The sequence below is a fragment of the Pigmentiphaga sp. genome (assembly GCF_019689535.1).
Classification (GTDB): Bacteria; Pseudomonadota; Gammaproteobacteria; order Burkholderiales; family Burkholderiaceae_B; genus Pigmentiphaga.
Map to the genome: position 1 here is coordinate 1 of NZ_JADGHH010000042.1, position 21,060 is coordinate 21,060.

At 65.8% G+C, this 21,060-nt stretch carries 16 protein-coding genes; 2 read left to right on the forward strand and 14 right to left on the reverse strand.

The features are described 5' to 3' along the window. The 9 genes from IRZ12_RS05690 to IRZ12_RS05730 form a co-directional block, all read right to left on the reverse strand. A partial coding sequence (locus IRZ12_RS05690; protein ID WP_296465460.1) for a hydantoinase B/oxoprolinase family protein occupies positions 1-3,634 on the reverse strand: 3,634 nt, incomplete at its 3' end. After that, positions 3,631-4,173 carry a winged helix DNA-binding protein gene (locus tag IRZ12_RS05695; RefSeq protein WP_296465464.1) on the reverse strand — a complete coding sequence of 181 codons (543 nt, stop codon included), beginning with the start codon at positions 4,171-4,173 and terminating at the stop codon, positions 3,631-3,633. The genes IRZ12_RS05690 and IRZ12_RS05695, both read right to left, overlap by 4 nt. A 49-nt stretch (positions 4,174-4,222) precedes the next feature. Beyond that, positions 4,223-4,591, reverse strand: a complete 369-nt coding sequence (locus tag IRZ12_RS05700) for a 2Fe-2S iron-sulfur cluster-binding protein (protein ID WP_296465469.1) — start codon at positions 4,589-4,591, stop codon at positions 4,223-4,225. Beyond that, a complete protein-coding gene (locus tag IRZ12_RS05705) occupies positions 4,588-6,309 on the reverse strand; it encodes an FAD-binding protein (RefSeq protein ID WP_296465472.1) in 1,722 nt (573 codons plus the stop codon). Before IRZ12_RS05705 ends, IRZ12_RS05700 begins: the two co-directional genes overlap by 4 nt. Before the next feature lie 16 nt (positions 6,310-6,325). Then, positions 6,326-7,108, reverse strand: a complete 783-nt coding sequence (locus IRZ12_RS05710; RefSeq protein WP_296465474.1) for an ABC transporter ATP-binding protein — start codon at positions 7,106-7,108, stop codon at positions 6,326-6,328. After that, positions 7,092-7,949: an ABC transporter ATP-binding protein gene (locus IRZ12_RS05715; protein ID WP_296465475.1), complete on the reverse strand. Its 858-nt coding sequence runs from the start codon at positions 7,947-7,949 to the stop codon at positions 7,092-7,094. Before IRZ12_RS05715 ends, IRZ12_RS05710 begins: the two co-directional genes overlap by 17 nt. A gap of 2 nt (positions 7,950-7,951) precedes the next feature. Next, complete coding sequence (locus IRZ12_RS05720; RefSeq protein ID WP_296465478.1) at positions 7,952-9,832, reverse strand: ABC transporter permease; 1,881 nt, start codon at positions 9,830-9,832, stop codon at positions 7,952-7,954. 75 nt (positions 9,833-9,907) lie between these two features. After that, positions 9,908-11,035, reverse strand: a complete 1,128-nt coding sequence (locus IRZ12_RS05725) for an ABC transporter substrate-binding protein (protein ID WP_296465481.1) — start codon at positions 11,033-11,035, stop codon at positions 9,908-9,910. A gap of 281 nt (positions 11,036-11,316) precedes the next feature. After that, positions 11,317-11,628, reverse strand: coding sequence for a hypothetical protein (locus tag IRZ12_RS05730; RefSeq protein ID WP_296465484.1), 312 nt, complete (start codon positions 11,626-11,628; stop codon positions 11,317-11,319). Between the two features lie 18 nt (positions 11,629-11,646). Here IRZ12_RS05730 and IRZ12_RS05735 point away from each other — a divergent pair, with 18 nt between their 5' ends. Both IRZ12_RS05735 and IRZ12_RS05740 read left to right on the forward strand, forming a co-directional pair. After that, positions 11,647-13,254 carry an MDR family MFS transporter gene (locus IRZ12_RS05735; protein WP_296465504.1) on the forward strand — a complete coding sequence of 536 codons (1,608 nt, stop codon included), beginning with the start codon at positions 11,647-11,649 and terminating at the stop codon, positions 13,252-13,254. A gap of 267 nt (positions 13,255-13,521) precedes the next feature. Next, positions 13,522-13,923, forward strand: a complete 402-nt coding sequence (locus IRZ12_RS05740) for a DUF4168 domain-containing protein (protein WP_296465487.1) — start codon at positions 13,522-13,524, stop codon at positions 13,921-13,923. A gap of 24 nt (positions 13,924-13,947) precedes the next feature. On the opposite strand, the gene IRZ12_RS05745 is transcribed toward IRZ12_RS05740, so the two are convergent. The 5 genes from IRZ12_RS05745 to IRZ12_RS05765 form a co-directional block, all read right to left on the reverse strand. After that, positions 13,948-14,796, reverse strand: coding sequence for a peptidoglycan DD-metalloendopeptidase family protein (locus IRZ12_RS05745; RefSeq protein ID WP_296465488.1), 849 nt, complete (start codon positions 14,794-14,796; stop codon positions 13,948-13,950). A 62-nt stretch (positions 14,797-14,858) separates the two neighbouring features. Then, positions 14,859-15,566 (reverse strand): glutathione S-transferase, encoded by a 708-nt coding sequence (locus IRZ12_RS05750; RefSeq protein WP_296465492.1) that lies wholly within the window; start codon positions 15,564-15,566, stop codon positions 14,859-14,861. 141 nt (positions 15,567-15,707) lie between these two features. Next, the gene (gene putA, locus IRZ12_RS05755; RefSeq protein ID WP_296465495.1) at positions 15,708-19,445 is read right to left on the reverse strand and encodes a trifunctional transcriptional regulator/proline dehydrogenase/L-glutamate gamma-semialdehyde dehydrogenase; all 3,738 of its coding nucleotides are present in this window, start codon (positions 19,443-19,445) and stop codon (positions 15,708-15,710) included. After that, entirely contained in the window at positions 19,432-20,121 is a 690-nt protein-coding gene (locus IRZ12_RS05760) for a metallophosphoesterase (RefSeq protein WP_296465500.1), read from the reverse strand. Before IRZ12_RS05760 ends, putA begins: the two co-directional genes overlap by 14 nt. 167 nt (positions 20,122-20,288) lie before the next feature. Beyond that, positions 20,289-21,011 (reverse strand): MBL fold metallo-hydrolase, encoded by a 723-nt coding sequence (locus IRZ12_RS05765; protein ID WP_296465502.1) that lies wholly within the window; start codon positions 21,009-21,011, stop codon positions 20,289-20,291. Between the last annotated feature and the right edge of the window lie 49 nt (positions 21,012-21,060).

Sequence of the window (21,060 nt, forward strand, 5' to 3'; positions counted from 1 at the left end):
TCTCCACCCTGTCGCCAGCTTGCAGCTCGGCCTGATCGGCATGGTCGAGGGGTTCGACGCTGCCGTCCGTCCTCAAGATGCGCGCCTTGCCCGGCGCGCCGGCTTCTCCGCCGGCCAGCCCGAAGGCAGGGTGGCGCCAACCATTGGCGAGCAGGGACACTGTCATGGGCTCGAGAAATCTCAGCGTGCGCAGGCCGCCGTCTCCTCCGCGCCACCGGCCGGCGCCCCCGGATCCACGGCGGATTTCATAGCGCTCCAGTCGCACCGGGAACCGTAATTCCAACACTTCCGGATCGGTCAGTCGCGAGTTGGTCATGTGGGTCTGCACCACCGACGTACCGTCGAAGCCGCCGATCAGCTCGCCCGCTTCGTTGAACCGGCCACCCGCGCCGGAGCCGCCGGAGATGGTTTCGTAGTACTGGTGCCGGGCGTTGCCGAAGGTCAGGTTGGTCATGGTCGGCTGGCTGCTCGCCATGATGCCCAGGGCCCCGTACAAGGCATTGGTGACGCAAGTCGAGGTCTCGACGTTGCCGGCCACGACCGCTGCCGGATAGCGCGGATTGAGCATGGAGCCTTCCGGCACCACGATGGTGAGCGGCTTCAGGCCTCCGGCGTTCATCGGAATGTCCTCGTCGAGCAGCGTGCGGAAGACATAGAGCACCGCGGCGGAGGTCACCGCGCGGGGCGCGTTGAAGTTGTTGGGCAGTTGCGCCGATGTGCCGGTGAAGTCGAGCGTCGCGCTACGCGCGGCGTGATCGACGGTGACTTTCACGCAGACCTGCGCGCCGTTGTCCAGCGTGACGGTGAAGCTGCCGTCACGCAAGCGGCTGATCGCCCGCCGCACGGACTCTTCGGCGTTGTCCTGGACGTGCTTCATGTACGCCTGTACCACGTCCAGGCCGAAGTAGCGCACCATGGCCATGAGCTCTTCCCGACCCTTCTCGTTGGCCGCTACCTGGGCGCGCAAGTCGGCAATGTTCTGGTCAATGTTGCGCGCGGGATAGCGGGCGCTCGCCAGTAATTCCCGCATCTCGGCTTCCCGCATCCTGCCGTCGCGCACGAGCAGGAAGTTCGTAATCAGCACGCCTTCGTCTTCGATGGTGCGCGAGTTGGGGGGCATGGAGCCCGGCGTCAGCCCGCCGATGTCGGCGTGATGGCCGCGCGAACCGACGTAAAACAGCACCTGGGAGCCGCTTTCGTCGAAGATGGGCGTGATGACGGTGACGTCGGGAAGATGGGTGCCCCCGGCGTACGGATCGTTGAGGACGTAGACATCTCCCGGCCGCATCGTCTCGCCCGCACTGTCGATGATTGCGCGCACGCTGGCGCCCATGGATCCGAGGTGCACCGGGATGTGCGGCGCGTTGGCGACGAGGTCGCCCTGGGCGTCGAAAATGGCGCAGGAGAAATCGAGCCGCTCCTTGATGTTGACCGAATGCGCCGTGTTCTGGAGCCGCCACCCCATCTGCTCGGCGATGGACATGAACAGATTGTTGAAGATCTCCAGCATGACGGGGTCGGCTTCGGTGCCCACCGCGCGGCGTTGGGCCCGGGGGCGCGCCCGCTCGAGCACGATGTCGCCGCTGGCCAGGGCCTTTGCGCTCCATCCCGGGTCGACGACAGTCGTGGCGTTGGCGTCGGAGATGATCGCGGGGCCGGTGACTTCGTCGCCCGCGCGGAGGTCTGATGCGGCATAGAGCGGCACGTCCCGCCATTCCTCGTCGGCATGCATGGCAACGTGCCCGAGAGGTTCGAGCCGGGTGCCCGCTTGGCGTGCAGGACGGGAAAAATTCGCCGCCCTCGAGCCGTGCAAACCGCCGCAAGCCGTCGCTTCGGCGACCGCAGAGTCGATCACGAGGGCCCGATCCGGCATCAGGAAGGCGAACCGCTGGCGATAGGCGCGCTCGAACTCGCCCAGCATCGCATCCGCTTGCCCGAAGGGCACCGGCAGCGCGGTGTCGGTGCCTTCATAGCGCAGGTAGACGCGCTGCGCGATGCGTATTTCTTCGGGCTTGGAGCCTTGCCCGACCAGCTCATTGCATGCTGCGGCGCCGAGATCGTCGAGCACGCGGCTGAGTTCGGCCAGGCCGTCGGCATCGAAGCGCCGCTCGACGGATCGTTCGCGCACCGCGGTGGCCACTGCCAGGCCCATGCCGTAGGCCGAGAGCACGCCGGCCAGGGGGTGTATCAGCACGCGGGGCATGGCTAGGGCGTCTGCCACGGCGCAGGCGTGCTGGCCGCCGGCACCGCCGAAGGTCGTCAGGGTATAGCGCGTGATGTCGTAGCCGCGCTGTACCGAGATGAGCTTGATCGCGTTGGCCATGTTGGTGACGGCAATTTCAAGGAAGCCGTGCGCAAGCGCTTCCGGCGTGACCAGGCGACCCGTCGCGCGCGAGACCTCCTCGGCCATTTCGGCGAAACGCGCCCGGACGATGTCGGCGTCGAGCGGCTGATTGCCGTCGGGACCGAAGACGGCCGGGAAGTGGGCGGGCTGGATCCGGCCGAGCATCACGTTCGCATCGGTCACGGTCAGCGGTCCGCCGCGCCGATAGCAGGCCGGGCCAGGGTCGGCACCCGCCGATTCGGGGCCCACTCTCAGCCGGGAGCCGTCGAAGCGCAAGATGGAGCCCCCGCCCGCCGCAACGGTATGAATGCTCATCATGGGGGCGCGGAGCCTGACACCCGCCACCAAGGTGTCGAAGGTCCGCTCGTATTCGCCGGCGTAGTGGGAGACGTCGGTTGACGTGCCGCCCATGTCGAAGCCGATCACCCGGTCGAAGCCCGCGGCGGCCGAAACGCCGGCCATGCCGACGATGCCGCCCGCCGGCCCGGACAGGACGGAGTCCTTGCCCTGGAAGGTACGGGCGTCGGTCAGGCCCCCGCTCGATTGCATGAACTGCAGGCGCACGCCCGGCAGGGCTGCAGAGACGCGATCGACGTAGCGGCGCAGGACGGGAGAGAGGTAGGCGTCGACCACGGTGGTGTCGCCACGCGCCACGAAACGGATCAACGGCGATACCTCGTGTGAGACGGAGACCTGCACGTAACCGAGTTCGCGCGCAATCGCGGCCAGGCGCAGTTCGTGGGCGGGATTGCGGTAACCGTGCATCAGCGCGATGGCGACGGACTGATAGCCCTGTTCCCGCCCGCGGGTCAATTCCGCTCGGGCTTGTTCTTCGTCGAGCGGGGCGACGATGCTGCCGTCGGCTGCCATGCGCTCGTCGATTTCCACCACGAGGCTGGCAAGCTGTTCAGGCAGTACGATTTCTCGATCGAACAGGCGGGGGCGGTTCTGGTAGGCGATGCGCAGCGCATCGCGAAAACCCCGGGTAACGGCCAGCAGCACGCGTTCGCCTTTGCGCTCGAGCAGGGCATTGGTGGCCACGGTGGTGCCCATGCGGACCACTTCGATGCGATCGGAGGGTATGAGGTCGCCGGGGGCGAGGCCGAGAAGCCGGCGGATGCCTTCCACGGCGGCGTCTTCATAGCGGCCCGGGTTCTCGGAGAGCAGCTTGGCCGTCACCAGCGATCCGTCGGGCCTGCGCCCGATCACGTCGGTGAAGGTGCCACCTCGGTCGATCCAGAATTCCCAGCGGGCATCGTCGGAGGAAGTAGGGCGGGAGGATGCGGTCATAGCGATGAGGCCGCACGCGCGGCTTGGTCGTAGAGCCCGGAGAGCATGCGCAAACGTCGCGCGACGTCTGATAGCGAGGCGTCGTCCGCCAGTTCCCCTTCGATGCTGGGGAGCAGGCAGCGTCCTCGTATGTCGCGAAAGCGCTCGATCAGCGCGGCGCCTTCGTTCGTGGTGGCGTAGAAGACTTCCTTGCCGATTTTCTCTCCGCGTACCAAGCCCATGCCGGCCAGTTTTTTCAACGAATAATTGATGACGTGGGTGTCTTCGTAGTTGAGCGTAAAGCAGATATCGGCGAGCTTCTTGCCTCGCTGGCGGTGATGCACGTGATGCAGCACCAGGACGTCCGTGATCGCCAGTTCGGCTTCGCCCGCCGCAGCCATGCAGCGTACCACCCAACGGCTGAACGCGTTATGCGCGATGATCAGGCCGAATTCCAGTTCGGAAAGCTCTGCGTGCGGGCCGGTGGCCAGGTGGGCCGAGGACAGGATGCGCAGGCGTTCGCCCACCCCTTTGCCCGGTTCGCGCTTGCGATCATTCATGCCGCGCCTCGCTCCGGGATGCGGCGCGCCAGTTCGGGACCGGTGCCGATCATTCCTCCTCCTCGTCATCTCCGGCGAACAGCCGTTCCTTGGGCGGCGCGATTTCGGTGATGAGGTCACGCACCAGCGGCTTGTTGGGCAGGGGGGCGACGGTATGCACGGCGCCCGGCTGGAGTTTGGCGAGACACGCGTAGACTACCTTTCCGTCGAGCCGCATCATGCATTCTTTACAGGCGTTGGCGTTGATGCACGCGTAACGGAAAGCCAGCGTGTCGTCGCGATGAATGCGTATCCAGCGCAGGGCGTCCAGCAAGGAAGCAGCCCCTTCGGGCGGAACTTCGAACTCCTCTTCACGGGCGGGCGAACCCGCGCTGGCCCGCTGTATGCGCAGGCGGATGGGGGCGGGGGATGAGGTCATGCGATTTCCTCCTGCCCGGCCGCGAGGCGCTGGACCGGCTGCGTGGCCAGGGTCCAGGCGCCGTCGTGCCAGGCGATGATCTGGTTCAGGGTCCAGGCGTCGTCCTGCGCGGGAAAATCCTCTCGCTGATGGGCGCCCCGGCTTTCGCGGCGCGCAATCGCGCAGCGTGTCACAGCTTCGGCTGCCAGCAGCATGTTTCGCAGGTCGAGGAAGTCCAGGCGCACGGGGTCTTGCGGCCCGCCTCCCGGTATCGTCTCGCCGGCGCGGTCCCGCAGTTCGGCCAGCGCCGACAGCGCGTGCTGCAGGCCGGCCTCGGTGCGGAACGGTCCGACATGCGTTTGCATCACGTCCTGCAAGGTGTTGATCAGTGCGGCGGAATTCGGTTCGCTTCGTCCGGATGGGCGCGGGACCAGTGCTGCCAATGTCGGGGCGGCCAGCTTCTTGAGCTCGGCCAATGTCGGGGCGGAAGCCCCTTCGGCGGCCGTGGCCGCCGAGCGTCCGGCCCTCAGCCCGAACGTGACGGCCTCGGTGATGGCATTGCCGGACAGCCGGTTCGCGCCATTGGCGCCGCCCACGGCTTCGCCGGCGGCGTAGAGGCCTGGGACGTCGGTAGCCATGTCGGTGTCGACGCGTATGCCGCCCATGTGATAGTGGGCGATTGGGGCGACTTCGATCGCCTGTTTGGTCAGGTCGATGCCGGCCTTGGCGAGCTTGTCGATGATGGGGCCGAACGCAGCCCGCAGCTTCGGTTCCGGTACGTGCTCAAAGCTTAGCCACGCCCCGCCTGAGGGCGAGCCGCGACCGGCCTCGACTTCTTTCAGGATGGCATAGGTCGCGGCGTCGCGCGTGGTGGTATAGCCTTGTTCCTCGGCTGGGTTGCCGTAGCGTTCGACGAACTCCTCCCCCTCGCTGTTGAGCAGCTTGCCGCCTAGCTTGTACCGGAAGGGATCCCACATGATGGGGTCGAAGCCGACCAAGCGCGGCGCCAAATGACCGATAGGGAAGAACTGCACGAATTCCATGTCGATGAGCCGTGCGCCGGCGCGCAGCGCCAACGCAAAGCCGTCGCCTCCCATGTTCAGCGACGCGCTGTTGCGCCGATACAGGCGGGTCAGTCCGCCGGTCGCGATGATGGTCGCCGACGCGCGGACCAGGACGGGGTCGCCCGTCGCGAGGTGCAGTGCGACGGCGCCGACCACGCGATCGTCCTTGCGCAGCAAGTCGACTATCAGCAGGTCCCCGACGCGTCGCACGCCCGGTTCGCGCGCGACCTGGGCCCGCAAGGTTTTCGCCACGGCCGGCCCGGTGTTGAGATAGTCCACGTAGACGCAGCGAGGACGATCGTGGCCGGGCGCGCGGGTCTGCGCCAGGCGTTCGCCGTTGCGCGCCCAGCCCACTCCCCAGCGGTCGAGCAGGCGAATGGCTTGGACGCCCTCCTCGCACAGCAGCCGGGCGAGCGGTTCGTTGCACAGGCCCCGTCCCGCCGCGAGGGTGTCCCGCAAATGGTATTCCCAGTGGTCCGGCCCCTGTTCGCCGAGGGCTGCGGCCACCGTCATCTGCGCCATGATCGTCGCGCCGCCGCGACCGATCAGGCTGCGGTCGGCCAGTAGCGCCAGCCTGCCGGCTTGGGAAACGGCGATCGCCGCACTCATGCCCGCACCGCCGGCACCGATCACCAGCACGTCGGTTTCGAGGGTATGCAGGGTGGAATCAGACATATCTTGCTCCGTGACGTCATGCGTCTTGCCCGTTGGGGGCGGGGACCATTTCCGGGCCTTCTCCGCCCAGATAGGCTTCTTGTACAGCGGGGTCCGCGGCAAGGTCGGCGGCCCGGCCGTGCAGCACCACGTGCCCATGTTGGAGCACATAGGCCCGGTCTGCCAGTTCGAGCGCGATGCGCGCGTTTTGCTCGACCAGCAATATCGTTTGTCCGGCATCCTTCCAGCGGAACAACACCTCGTAAACCGCGTCCACGAACTTCGGCGACAAGCCCATGGACGGCTCGTCGATGCACACGAGCCTGGCCCGGCGCAGCCACGCGCGCCCGAGAGCCAGCATTTGCTGTTCTCCCCCGGACAGGGTGCCGGCTAACTGGGAGCGCCGTTCTGCCAGCCGCGGAAAGGCTTGGAATACCTCGTCGAGGTCTGCGGCGACGGCCGCTTTGTCGCGGCGCCGGGGATAGGCACCCAGGAGCAGATTCTCGCGCACCGACATGTCGGGGAACACGCGGCGGCCCTCCGGCACGCTCGCTACCCCCAGGTCAATGACGTCTGCCGGGCGCAGGCCCTGGATTTCTTTCCCGTCGAGTACGATGCGGCCTTTCGACGGACGTACCAGCCCGAGTACGGACTTGAGCGTGGTGGACTTGCCCGAGGCATTGCCGCCGAGCACCGACACCACCTCTCCGGCACGCACCTCGATGCTGACGCCGAACAAGGCTTGGACCGCGCCGTAGTGCACGTCTACGGCATCGATGTGGAGGAGGGGGCGGATAGACGAATCAGCCAAGGTGTGCATCCGAATTGACGGGCCGCTTGCGTGCCCGGCCGAGATAAGCTTCGATGACTTCAGGGTGGCCCAGCGCTTCCCCAGGTTCGCCGGAGGCGAGGATGCGCCCTTGGTTGAGCACGATCACCCGGTCCGCGATCCGGCGTACCAGCGAGAGCTTGTGCTCGACCACGACCATGCCGAGCTCGGGCTGTGAGGCTCGTAGCGCCAGCAGTAAATCGGTGAGCTCCGCGGTTTCGCTCGGGTTCATGCCGGCCGCGGGTTCATCGAACAGGACGAAGCGCGGACGAGCCGCAAGCACGCGCGCCAGCTCCAACCGCCTCCGATTGGCATAGGACAGGCTGTAGGCAGGCTGGCCGCGGCGCGGCCAGAGGCGGTCGCCGAAACGCTGCAGCGCCTCGCGCGCGTCTCGTTCCGCACGCTCGCGCCGGCGCCGCCATCCGGCCAAGCCGAAGAGCTCGCCAGCGACCTCGGCCAGCGGATTGATCAACCCTCCCGAAGGGGACCGGGCGAGCAGGCTGGCCTGGGTTCCGAGCATGGCACTGTCCCAGACGCTGAGCATGGGGAACACCCGCGACGTCTGGAAACTGCGGCCCAGCCCCAGCCGCGCGATCCGCTCTGGCGCCAGGCCGTCGATGCGCTTGCCGTCCAGGTACACGTGGCCGCTGGTTGGCCGCTCCACGCCACTCAACAGCTGGATGAGCGTAGACTTGCCCGCGCCGTTGGGGCCGACCAGCGCCACGGTTTCTCCCGGCGCTACGGTGAAGCTGACGTCATCCACGGCCTTCACGCCCCGGAAGTGCCGGCTCAGGCGTTCAACGCGCAAACCGCGTTCGGAAGGGTAAGTCATGCTCAGCGTGCTCCCAGCAAGCCGTGCGGCCGGACGCGCAGCATGACGAGCAGCGCGATGCCATAGGCCACCATGCGCCACTCCGCGAATGGCCTGAGTAGTTCCGGCAACAACGTCAGCGCGAAACCGGCCAGCGCTGCCCCCGTGAGATTGCCCAATCCTCCCAGCACGGCAATGGTGAGGATCAGGATGGAGGCGCTGACAGTGAAGCTTTCCGGACTGACGACGCTCTGCACATAGGCAAAGAGACCTCCCGCAGTACCGGCAAGCGCACCGGACAATGCGAATGCCAGGAGTATGTAGCGATGTACCGGAAGGCCGGCGGTATGCGCTGCCAGCCGATCTTCCCGTATCCCGCGCCACGCCCGGCCGATGCCGGAGTCCAGCACCCGCTGGGCAACGAAAAGCGCGAGCCCGGCGACGGCAGCCACCAGCCAGAATTTTTCGGCCAGCCCGGTCAATGCGTGGCCGCCGAGGAGGGCGAGGCGAGGGGCCGGGATGCCGATGAAGCCCATGGGCCCGCGCGTGACGTCGAGCCAGCTCATGAACACCAGGTAGCCGATCTGCCCCACTGCAAGCGTGCCGAGCGCAGCGGTATGGCCGCTCAGTTTGAGCAAGGGCAGCGCCGCGACGACGGCAACGAGCCCCGTGACCAGCGCGGCGCCGGCGAGGGCGGCTTCGGCGGGCCATCCCATATTGCGCGCCAACAATCCCACCGCGTAGGCACCGACTCCGTAGAACGCTGCGTGTCCGATGGACAGCAGGCCCAGTGCACCCGAGACCAGGCTGACGCTGGCCACGAGCACTGCGAAGAGTATGCCGTAGACCACGGCCTGCAGCAGGTAGGCACTTTGCGTGACGAGGGGCAGCAGCGCCAGCAGGCAGCCCACGGCGAGAAATCCCCAGGGCGGAAGCTCCCAGGCGCGTACGGTGCCACGCTGGCTGGATGACGAAGCCAGAACGCTGGAGGTCGGCATGGCGCCCGCCGCCCCGCTCGCCCCGCCGAGCGCATCGAGCCTGCGGTCTCCCAATATTCCATGCGGACGGAAAACCAGGAACACCAGCACCAGGCAAAAGGCCACGAGATCGCGCGAGCCCTCGCCCAGATAAGCGCTCGCCAGTGTTTCCACCACACCGAGCAGCAAGCCGCCGAGCACGGCGCCAGGCGTGCTGGTCAGGCCGCCCAGCAGCGCTGCGGCAAAACCCTTGAGCCCGAAGGGCAGGCCCATTTGCGGAAACACGCTCTTGAAATAGAGCGCCACCAGGATACCGCTCAGAGCCCCCAGCGCACCGGCCAGGCCAAAAGCCAGGCTCTTGACGGTTCCGGTGCGAATCCCGAGTTGCGCGGCGGCATCGCGGTCTTGCGCCGTGGCACGTAGCGCCCGGCCCCACCATGAGCGGGACAGAAACACGGACAGTGCCAGGGTGGCGAGCGCGCCGAAGCCGAAGATCAAGAGATCGGTGCTGGTGACGTAGGCGCTGCCGAAATAGTAGGTGGTTTCCTCGAAGGTGACGGGGAAAGCCTGGCTCTCGGGCGACCAGAGGATTTCGGCGAGTTGTTCGATGATGAGGCTGATGGCCAGCGTGGAAAGCACCGGCGCGATATAGGGAGCATTCTCCAGCGGCCGCAGCGCCACGCGCTCGAGCAGCATGCCGAGCAGCGCGACACCGGCGACGGACAGCGTAGCTGCCGCGGGCAGGGGGAGGCCGAAGGCAGTGACGCCAGTAAAGGCGAGGAAGGCGCCCACCATGAAGAGGGCACCCTGGGCGAAATTGATGAGATTGGATACGCCGAACACCAGCGAGAATCCAAGCGCGATCAACGCATAGACCTGGCCGATGGCAAGGCCGTTGAGAATCTGACTGGCGAAAAGCTCGAGCATGAGTAAGCTGCGCAGGCTGCAAATGGCCGTCGCCGGCCGCGCTGGAAGGCGGGCCGGCGACAGCCTCGAATGGAATTATTGGTTCAGTTGGAACTGGCCATCGCGGATGACCAGGAAGGTGGGAGCCTTGCGCACGTTGCCGTTCTCGTATTTGGTCACGCCGGTTACCCCCTCGTAGGCCGGGCCGTTGGCCAACTCGTCGCGAACGGCTTGTCCCGTCAGGGGTTTGCCGGATGCCAGCACGCGCCGGATGGCGGCGACCCCGACGCCGGCTGCGTCATAGGCCAGGGCGGCGAATTGGTCCGGGGTCTTGTTGTACTTGCTGCGGTATGCGTCCACGAAGGCTTTCTTGGAGGGATCCCCTGCGAAGAAGATGCTGTGTACGACCACGCCTTCGGCCGCCTTGCCGGCCAATTCAATGAACTTCGGCGAGGTAAGCGGTACGCCGCCGCCCGCCGGGATATTCACCCCCGCCTGGCGCAGCTGCTGGATGAAGATCGACGCTTCCTGATAGGGCAGGGCCAGGAAAACGCCGTCGGGCCTGAGGGACTTGATCTTGCTCACCAGCGGGCGGAAGTCCTTGCTGCCCGGCATGACAGCTTCCCTCAACAGTACTTGGGCACCGTCCTTCTCAAGGGCTTCCGCGGTGGCCTTGACGGTGAATAACCCCCAATCGTCCTGCGAGTAGGGGATGACGATGCGAGTGGCCTTGAGCTGCTTGTGGATGGTGTCGGCGTTGTACTGCGCCAGCACGTCGTCGGTATTGTTCTGGCGGAACTGATACGGGCTTTGCTTGCTGAAGTCGGGGTGCGAGGAGGTCGGGCTGATCTGCGGGATCTTCGCTTCGGTGAAGATGGGGGCCGCAGCCAGCGAGGCCGTGGTGGACCAGGATCCGATAGCCAAGACCACCCCCGGCGTGGCAACGATCTTGCGCGCGACCGTCGCCGCTTCCTGCGGGGAGTTGCGGTCGTCTTCCACCACCAGCTTGACCGGACGGCCGTTGATGCCACCCTCGGCATTGAGCTTATCGAGGTAGAGCTCCACCGCGTTCTTGAAGCTCGCGCCGTACTCGGCGAAATTGCCGGACAGGTGGGCAAACAGGCCTATGGTGATCGGCGGTTCCGCGGCCAAGGAGGGGGCAGACAATAGGCCGGACAGGGCCGCGGCCGCCAGCAGGCGGTGGATTGAAGTACGCGTCAGCACAGCAGTTCCCGATCGATGGTTGGAGAAACCGGCACCGCCCGCGGCGGTGCTGCAAGTGCGACAACGTTATTCTTTCATCGATAAAACATCAACGTATTGTTACTAATAAGCTTATAAGCTAGAGGGGTGCAAGCCTATCGCTCGCGCCCCTCGCGCGCGCTCTTCCTGGTTCATGTGGGCGGCTGCCCAGCGTGCCAGCTCGAGTCCGGGTAACGCATGCGGCCGCCACTGGCGACGCGGTTCCGGTCCTCGGCCAATACATTCCCTGAGTCGCCATGGGATCAGCGTCCTGGCTCGAACCGGACGATGTAGCTTTCGTCGAACGAAATCTCGTCGCCTATCTCCATCCCGTCGAATTGCGGCGCGCCGTGGCTGAAGCCTGTGATCTCCGCATTGAATGCAAGCGAAACCCGGTTTTTCAGTTTGGCGTAGACGAGCACGTTCGGATCCGCGGCGCTGCGCAAGCAAGCCCGGCTGCCCATTCGGTCTTCCGCATCCGGAAGTGAGTCCGCCAGGGTGAGTGGCTCGGCCGGCACGCTGTCCGCCGGGGTATTCCAACGTTGCGTCAATTTGCTGGCGTCGTGATGTTTCATGAAAAGCTCCCGGCCGTCATGCAATCGTTCGGGCTGCCGGTCCGTTCGATCCCTTCGAGCGCCAGCGTCGCCGCATCCAGCGTATACCAAGATACACTCGCGAAGGTTACAACTCGTTCTCCGCTAGGTACCCGCACCGTGTCCGCTGCCTCCGCACGCTCGTCTCGCCCGTTGGTCATCGCCTCCGTCATGGCCTCGATGTTCATGATCGCGATTGAGGCGACCATCGTCGCGACCGCCATGCCGCAGATCGCTGCCGACTTGGGCGGGCTCAAGCTCTACAGCTGGGTCTTCGCGTCGTTCCTCCTGACCCAGACGGCCATGACGGTCGTGTTCGGAAAGCTGTCAGACGTCTATGGCCGCAAGCCGGTGATGCTGGCAGGCATCGCCGCATTCCTGCTGGGGTCGATCCTGGCGGGCTTCGCATGGTCCATGCCATCGATGATCGTTTTCCGCCTGATCCAGGGCATAGGCGCCGGGGCGATCCAGCCGGTGGGAATGACCATCATCGCGGACCTCTATCCGATGCATGAGCGGGGCAAGATACAAGGCTATCTCGCGAGTGTCTGGGCCGTATCCGGCGTCATGGGGCCCATGCTCGGGGCTTTGATCATTCACCATTTTTCGTGGGCGTGGATATTCTGGATGAACGTTCCCGTGGCATTGCTCGCCAGCGCGGGGTTCATTTACTTTCTCCATGAGCGCCGCGAGCGTCGGCAGCTTTCGATCGACGTGCCCGGGGCCATCCTGTTCACGGGGGCGGTTGCGGCGTTGATGGTCGCGCTGACCGATGCCGGAGACGGGCGCGCGACGAGGGCGTGGATCGCGACGGGCGCGTTCCTCGTCTTGCTGGTGCTGTTCATTGCGCAGGAGCGGCGGGCGGCTGACCCCATGGTTTCGTTCTCGCTATGGGGGCGGCGTCCCATTGCTGCCGCCAACGCCGCGATGTTGTTGGGCAGCATGGTCATCATGGGCTTGACGACCTTCCTGCCCATGTACGTGCAGGGTGTCCAGCACCGCACGCCGGTGGTGGCCGGTCTCGCGTTGACCATGATCATGGTGGGATGGCCGGTGGGCTCGACCTTCGCGGCGAAAGTGTTTCCGCGTTACGGCCTGCGTCCCATGATGATTGCCGGCAGCATCCTCGTGCCTATCGGCGCGTGCGCATTCTTGCTGCTTGGACCGGACAACTCGCCCGTGCTGGCCGGCGCCGGTTCGCTGGTCGTCGGCCTGGGCATGGGGTTCATGGGAGTGTGTTCGCTCGTCCTGATCCAGGAAATCGTGGGGCTTGCGGAACGAGGGAGTGCGACCGCGTCGAATATCTTCGCGCGCAATCTTGGCAGCACCTTGGGCGCCGCGGCCTTGGGGGCCGTGTTCAATTTCGGATTGTCGCGCGCGATGAACGGCACGCCGGTCAGTTCTGAGCAATTGACGGCTGCACTGCAGTCCGGGGCGGGGGTCAGCCCGGCCATCGAACACGCGATGCAGCAATCGCTGCATGGGACGTTCTGGGGCGTGCTGCTCATGTCGCTGCTCGTCATGATAGCGACCGTATGCATTCCGCCGACTACGATCGGCCGCCGGCGGCAGGCGGAGGTATCGGGTCCATCCAACGGCACGCATTAGTCCGTGGGTCCTTCGTTTCGACACGAGATGTAACTGCCCTCGCAGCCGCGCGCTCAATACGCTTGCCGGGGCCGCGGGGCTGTCCTGCGGGGAGCGCGCCGCATGGCGCGCGCTGCGCCACCCGCGGGCCAAGTCCGAGGGCGCTTGGTTCAGCAGTTGTAACGATGCGTGAGCGGGTAGATGGTCGCATTGCATACATATCGCTACCTCCGGTTCGTCGCGCTCTTGGCACCATGGGCGCGTGTAGAAACGAACAGGGAGTAGTTCATGAAATCCATGACCGGCTTGAAGCGGGTTTTCGTTCCAGCCGCAGGCGCCTTGCTGCTCGCGGCGGCGTCGGCGGCTTTTGCGCAGCCGGCCGGCCAGGCGCCAGCTCCGGGCGCTGCGCCGACGCCGCCGTCCGCGCCCGCGCAAAGTGTTTCCGACGACCAACTGCGTAAGTTCGTCAACGCTGCGCAGAAGGTCGGGCTCATCTCTCAGGAATACACGCCCAAGTTGCAGGCGGCACCGGACGCCGCAGCCCAGCAGCAGGTACACAAGGAAGCCGACGACAAAATGGTCGAGGCCGTGCATGCGGAGGGCTTGACGGTGGACGAGTTCAACGGCATTGGGCAGGCCTTGGAGCGCAACCCGGCGCTTGCCCAGCGTGCCCGGGAAATGGCCAAGTAGTCGCGGCGGTATCGCGGCAGGCAGTCAGGGCTTGAACGCGCCGATGAAGATTGCAGGATCGACACGGGCGTCGTTCAGGCTTACGTTCCAATGCAGATGGGGGCCGGTGGCGCGGCCCGTGGCGCCGACCCGGCCGACGATGCCGCCGCGCGCCACGTCCTGACCAGGTTTGACGTCGATTGACGATAGGTGGCAAAACATGCTGATGAGGCCTTGGCCGTGGTCCAGGAAGATGGTCTTGCCGTTGAAGAAGTAATCGCCCACCAGGATCACTTTGCCGTCGGCCGGAGCCTTGACGGGCGTACCCGCCGGGACGGCGAAGTCCAGGCCGGAATGCGGGTTGCGCGGTTCCCCGTTGAAGAACCGCCGTAATCCAAACGGGCTGGACAAGTGGCCGCCGTCTACCGGTTTGTCGAAAAGCACGTTGCTCGGGATGCGCTCCCGGTAGCTGCGATACGCGGCGGTTTGTTCCGCGAGTTCTTTTTCGATGCGCGCCAGGTCCGCCGGTGTGGGATTTACTTGGCGCTTGTTCCTGAGGCGGATGTGCTGCGCCTCGTAGGTCTTGTCGCGTACGGAGAAGTCCAGGGTGCGGGTGCCTTCCGGGGTGCGCACGGAGATCGCCTGGACGCCAGGCTTGACGTCGAGGGGGATGCCAACGATCGCGAGCCAGTCTCCCGCCTCGTCACGCAACACCATGGTCCGGTGTCCGCGGTAGGTCACTGTCGGTGCGGTCGGGGCGTTTCCCAGGGGGATCACGGCTACGCCGCCGGGAACGGGTTTATCGAGCAGGCGCTGGATGAAGCCCCCGGCTTGCGCCGGGATCGATGCAAGCGCCGCGGCGGCGAACAGCATGAGGGAAATTGCAAACGACATGGGCGCGCATAACGATGACAATGGCCCAAGCGTAGCGTCGTGGCGGACCTCGTGCAAACCCGTTATTTGGCGTCCAGTTCCTGATAATGGCGAAACACCCCATCTCCCCAGGGGAGCCGGCGACCGCTTGATAGATACGCTTGCAGTTCGGGCAGTTTGCTTACGCGCTCGTGCAGGGCCATGACCCGGGGATAATGATGGGCGAGGGTGGACATGCGCTTGGGGAATGCATAGAGCAGTCCGTCGACCAGGTGGTAGAGAGAGAGGTCGGCGTAAGTCCACCGTGGCGCGCCGACCCAGCCGTCATCGTTCGTCAGCACGCGCTCGAAGTACCCCAGGAACTTAGGCATCCTGTGACCGCGGAAATGCTCGGCCCGGCGTCGGGCTTCGGTTTTTTGTTCCTCGTAGTAGAGCTCGGAGGCGATCGGATGGTGCACGTCGTGCGCTTCAGCCACCATGTCCGCGATGGTGAGCTGGATTTGGTTTACCCACAGGCGCCCTGAAAGGTCCGCGGGCGCAAGGCCGTGGCGTGCGCCGAGGAACAGCAGGATATTGGCGGTTTGCGCGATTGTCATGCCGTCGGCGACGAGATAGGGCGGCGCGAACGGCGGATGGGTGCGGTCCGCAATCATGTCCGCGACCAGGCCCGATGGTCCGGCGGCTTCCTCGCGCGCGCAATCCCGGTAAGGAATGCCGCCGGCTTCCAAGGCGAGCCGGACGAATTCTCCGCGCCCGGGGATGCCGTTCCAGTACCAGAATTCATAGCCCATGACGGCTCCTTGGCAGTATTTACTTATCTTGCTCTGGCGGGCGGCTCGCGCAAGCGCGAGCTGCAACAAAGTGCAAGCCGCATCGGTCGGGAGCGGGGCATCCTGCGGCCGTGGGGCTCGGTCGCAGCCCGGGGGCGTCGTTTACGCTGAGGCCAGCAGTCCAGCGTCGCCTCCTGCGGCGGCGGTGTTGATGCTGACAGCCCGCTCCACGAACAAGCGCTCGAGCGGAATGTTCGCTTCGCCCGGGGAGAGGTCTACGAGGGGCACTACGGCGTTTTGCGACTCGCCGAGTTTGAGCAGGATGGAACGTAGCCGTTCGCCCAGGGCATGTACTAGTGCGGCTTCGAAGCGGGACGACGCGGGATCGCCGAGCCGGATCCGCCCGGAGACGGGAGCAGGCAGCGCAGCGTGCATCGATCGGGCGCGGGTTTCGCTGGGCCAGAGTGCGAAGGCCCCGGTCGCGAGCACGGCAGCCAGCTGGCACAGCCTGTCGGACTCGTCGTCTGCCATGCATAGGATGGTCTCCCGGGGGCAAAGTGCGTAGACGTCCAACTGGCCAGTGGGGCCGGGAAGCCTGACGGCGGCCAAGGAGGCTGCACGGGCTTCGAACGCCTCGCAGCAAGCCGCCAGCTCCGGCATGCCGCGTTGTACGGCCCACCCTTTCAGCGCAGCCAGCGCGGGATTTTCTGCCAGTCGCGGAAAAAGCCACGCCGGCGCCCGCGGTTGCTCATGAAAGATCCGCAGGCCGGCATCCCGCGGCGCGGATGCCAATAAGCGCGGGACGTATAGCGGTCCACCCGCTTTGGGACCCGTGCCCGAGCGATTTTCCCCCCCAAAAGGCTGCACGCCGACGACCGCGCCGATCATATTGCGGTTGACGTAGATGTTGCCGACTCTTGCGCGAGCCACTACGCGTTCGATGGTGTCATCGATGCGCGTGTGCACCCCCAGCGTCAGGCCGTACCCGAAAGCGTTGATTTCGTCGAGCAGGGTGTCGAGCGCCTGCGCTGCATACCGCACCACGTGGAGCACCGGTCCGAAGACTTCCCGGGCCAGTTGACCAGGATGGTCGAGCTCGATCAAGGTAGGCACGACGAAGTGGCCGGCCTGGCATTCGGAGGCGTCCATGCTGCATCGCCTGAACACCCGGTGCCCGGCAGCCTGCATGGCGGCGATGTAGGCTTCGATCGCTTCACGCGCGTTGCGATCGATCACCGGCCCGGCATCGGTGTCGAGCCGGTCGGGGCGGCCGACGCGCCATTCGCTCATGGCTCCGCGCAACATGGCGAGCACTGCGTCCGCCACGTCTTCTTGCACGCAGAGCAGCCGCAGCGCCGAGCATCGTTGTCCAGCTCCATCGAAGGCGGATTCCATCACGTCGGCCACGACTTGTTCTGGTAGGGCCGACGAATCGACGATCATGGCGTTCAGGCCGCCCGTTTCCGCGACGAAGGCAATGGCGTGGCCGCCCTCGGCGAGACGTTCCGCGAGCTTGGCGCGTATTCTCCCGGCAACTTCCAGCGAGCCGGTGAATAGCACGGCTTGCACCCGCGGGTCGGACACCAGCTGCGCACCCACGGTTTCACCGGGGCCGGGCAGCAGTTGCAGCGCACCGCGGGGGATTCCCGCTTTCCGAAGCTCTGCTACCGCACGCGCCGCGATCAAGGGCGTTTGCTCTGCCGGTTTGGCCACGACCGCGTTGCCTGCCACGAGCGCCGCAGCAATCTGGCCGATAAAGATCGACAGCGGGAAGTTCCAGGGGCTGATGCAGGCCACCACGCCCCACGGGCGGTGGGGAACACCATGAAGGGCCGTGCGCGCCTCGGCAGCGTAGTAGCGGAGGAAATCGACGGTTTCGCGTACTTCCGCAGCCGCAGCAGGCAGCGTTTTGCCGGCCTCGCGCACCAGCACAGCCATCCAGTCGGCCATGTCGCGCTCGATCCGATCGGCTGCGCCCTCCAGCAGCGCCGCTCGTGCCGCCGCGGAGACGTCTTGCCATGGCCGCGAGGCGTGGGTTGCGCCTTCGAGCGCCGCGTCGACCTCGGCGGGCGTCGCCTCATACACGTGTCCAACCAGGTCTGTCGCCAGGGCGGGATTACGTATCTCGCGCGCGGTACGGTGTGGGACGCCGCCTTGCTGCATGGGCGCGGCGATGAAGGGGCCAGGCGGCCCGCCGGCCAGCTGGTGCGCGAGCGCGGATAAACAGGCTTCGTTCGACCAGTCCACGCCGCGGGAATTCAGCCGTGCGGGGCCGTAGAGGTGACGGGGCAACGGCAGGCCGGGGTGGAGAGCGCCGACCCCGCCATCGGTTTCGTGCAGCGCATCCAGGGGATCCTCTAGCACGGTGTCCAGGGGCAGGCCGGGATTGGCGATCCTATGGACGAACGAGGTGTTGGCACCGTTCTCGAGCAGCCGGCGCACGAGATAGGCGAGCAGCGTGTGGTGCGGTCCGACGGGTGCGTAAATGCGGCAAGGCCGTTCCAACCCTCCCCGGTGCGAGGGGGCGACTACCTGGTCGTAGAGCGCTTCACCCATGCCGTACAGGCACTGGAACTCGTATTGGCCGGGGCGGAATCGCTCCGGGCGCGCGAGGTGATAGATGCTGGCCAACGTGAGCGCATTGTGCGTGGCGAATTGCGGAAACACCGCATCGGGCGCTGCCAGCAGTCTCCGGGCGCAGGCGAGATAGGCGAGGTCTGTATGGGGCTTGCGGGTATAGACGGGGTAGTCGTCCAGGCCGTGAAGTTGCGCCTGCTTGATTTCGGCGTCCCAATACGCGCCTTTGACAAGGCGCACCATCAGTCGCCGCCCATGGGCGCGGGCCAGGGCGATGAGATGCTCGACGAGGCGCAGGCTGCGTTTCTGATAAGCCTGCACTACGAAGCCGAGGCCGTTCCAGCCGGCGAGGTCGGGCTCGGTGCAGAGCCGCTCGAGCAGGTCCAGGGATACGTCCAGCCGCGCCGCCTCTTCGGCATCGATGTTCAGCCCCATGTCGTAAGTGCACGCGCTGCGCGCGAGCGCAAGGAGCCGGGGGTAGAGTTCGTCCATGACGCGGCCCCGCTGGCTGCGCGCATAGCGAGAGTGGAGTGCGGAGAGCTTGATCGAAATGCCCGGGCCGTCGTAGGGTGTTCCCCCTTGCGATTGCTGGCCGATGCGATGGATGGCTTGTGCGTAGGACCGCGTGTAGCGGTACGCGTCCTCTTCGGTCACGGCCGCTTCGCCCAGCATGTCGTAGGAGTGCAGGTAGCCCCGTTTTTCCCGTTCGCGCGCCAGTTCGAGTGCTTCTTCGATAGTGTGGCCGGCCACGAACTGCTCTCCGAGCAGGCGCATGGCCCCGTTGACTGCGGCCCGCAGGAGAGGCTCGCCGCCCTTGCCGATGAGCCGGGCGAGCGCGGCGTGCAGGCCCGAGCTGTGGCGGGCCTCGTATACGCGGCCCGTTATCAACAACCCCCAGGCCGCGGCATTGACGAATAGGGAGGGGCTGTGGCCGAGGTGGGCGGACCAGCGCCCGCGCCGGATTTTGTCCTGTATCAACGCGTCCCGGGTGGCCGCGTCCGGGATGCGGAGAATGGATTCGGCCAGGCACATCAGCGCCACGCCCTCGTCCGAAGAGAGCGAGAACTCCTGCAGTAGCATTTGCGCGATGCCGGCCGGGGCTGGGGTTTCCTCGCTGGGACGAAGCCGGGATGCGAGCCGGTGCGCGAGGTCCTGGACGGACGGCGTTGCACGCAGGTCGCCGACTTCGTCCAGCAGCTCCTGCACCATTTCCGGTTCGGCGCGCCGATAGTCGGCCGTGATCGCCGCCCGCGCACCCGATTGCTCAAGGACTTGAGATCGCAGCGCGGCGAAGGGCTGGGCGGAGGTTTCAGTGCGCATCATTTTCCACCTCCAGCGTTTCGAGGTTCAGCAGCGTGAAACGTCCGTCGGGCGTCCACCCGCCAGTATCGATGTGGAAAACGTTGCCCAATACCGTGGGCGAGGCGACGGGCGTATGCCCCACCACCAATGCGCGCAAGCCGGCAACGCTGCTCGCATCTTTCCGCTGCAGCCGCTCGCGGGCCCAGATGGTGTGGTCCCGTGCCGTGCGCCGCAATCGAAGCGCCAGGGGGAGGTGGCGCCAGTCGCGGACGGGGCAGTCTGCGTGAACGATGCCTACGGGGCCCCGAGAAGTCTCGACCTCCACGGCAAAGGGCAGTTGCGCAAAACTCCGTGCATAGTCGGAACGCAGGGCGGGATCCAGCGCGATGAACCACTCCCCGCCGTTGGCCAGGTAAATCCCGACGTCTACCGGATGACCCGCGGCATAGCGGATGGCGAAGTCTTCGTGATTACCCCGGACGGCATGGAACCACGGCTGCCCCAGCCACATCAGCGCCTGTTCGCATTCGGGGCCGCGGTCGACCAAGTCGCCCACGCTGAAGAGCCTATCCACGCGCGGATCGAACCCCACGCTTTCGAGGGCTGCCAGCAGGCGGGTGAAATGGCCGTGGATGTCTCCAACCGCGAAATCGCGGCCGCAATCATTACGGGCAAAGCGGACGAGATAGGCGGACATGGGGAAGCTGCACCGAACCCCTGGACATCACAATGATATGCCTGTCCTCTCTCGCTGGCTCGCGCATATGCCCGCGAGTGGGAATCGGGGGGCGATGGCAAGAGACCAAGCGCGGTGTGCGGCACGCCTGCGCTGCGCTTGTCCCCGCCCGGGTTTGGTCGACGGCCTCAGTGCACGCTTGGCCTGGACGGGCCCTCGGGCTGACCGCAGGCGAGGTTGGCAGGAATGGCGACATCCATCAGGCGGGGGTGCGGAAGCTTCAGGTTGCGCATGATCGCCACGTATTCAGACTTGGTCTTGCCCGCGATGCGGGGGTTGTGGCGTTTTTCTTCTCCGATGCTCGATGCCGTCCAACCTTTGTAGTCATGAGCCGGATAGACGATGGTGGAGTCCGGCAGGGCAAACAGGCGGCCGACGATGGACTCCCACGAGCGCTCGGCGTCGCCCCCCTGGAAGTCCGTCCGGCCCGTGCTGCGGATGAGCAGCACGTCTCCCGTGAAAACGGCTTTCGGCGCTTGGGGATCCAGCACGAAGCTAAAGGACTCGTCCGTGTGGCCCGGCGTGTAAACCGCCTGGAGCTCGATGCCATCTATCCGCAGGATTTCTCCGTCCTGGACGCGCCGGGAAACGCATTCGGCGCGCGAGCGCTCGCCCATGAGCGTCGTGCACGCGGTGGCGTCCCGCAGGTCTCCCAACGCCGTAATGTGGTCGGCGTGCGTGTGGGTGTCGATGGCGTGCACCAAGCGCAGCTCCAGCTCCCGGATTGCCTGCAGGTAATGGTCCAGGCGTTCTTTGACAGGATCGATGATCAATGCCTCGCCGCCTGCCCTGGAGGCGAGCAGGTAGGTATAGGTGCTCGATGCGTCGTCAAAGAACTGGCGGAAAATCATATTTCAATAAGAAATAAGCTAATTCTCTAGAAGAATATGTTATGTGCTC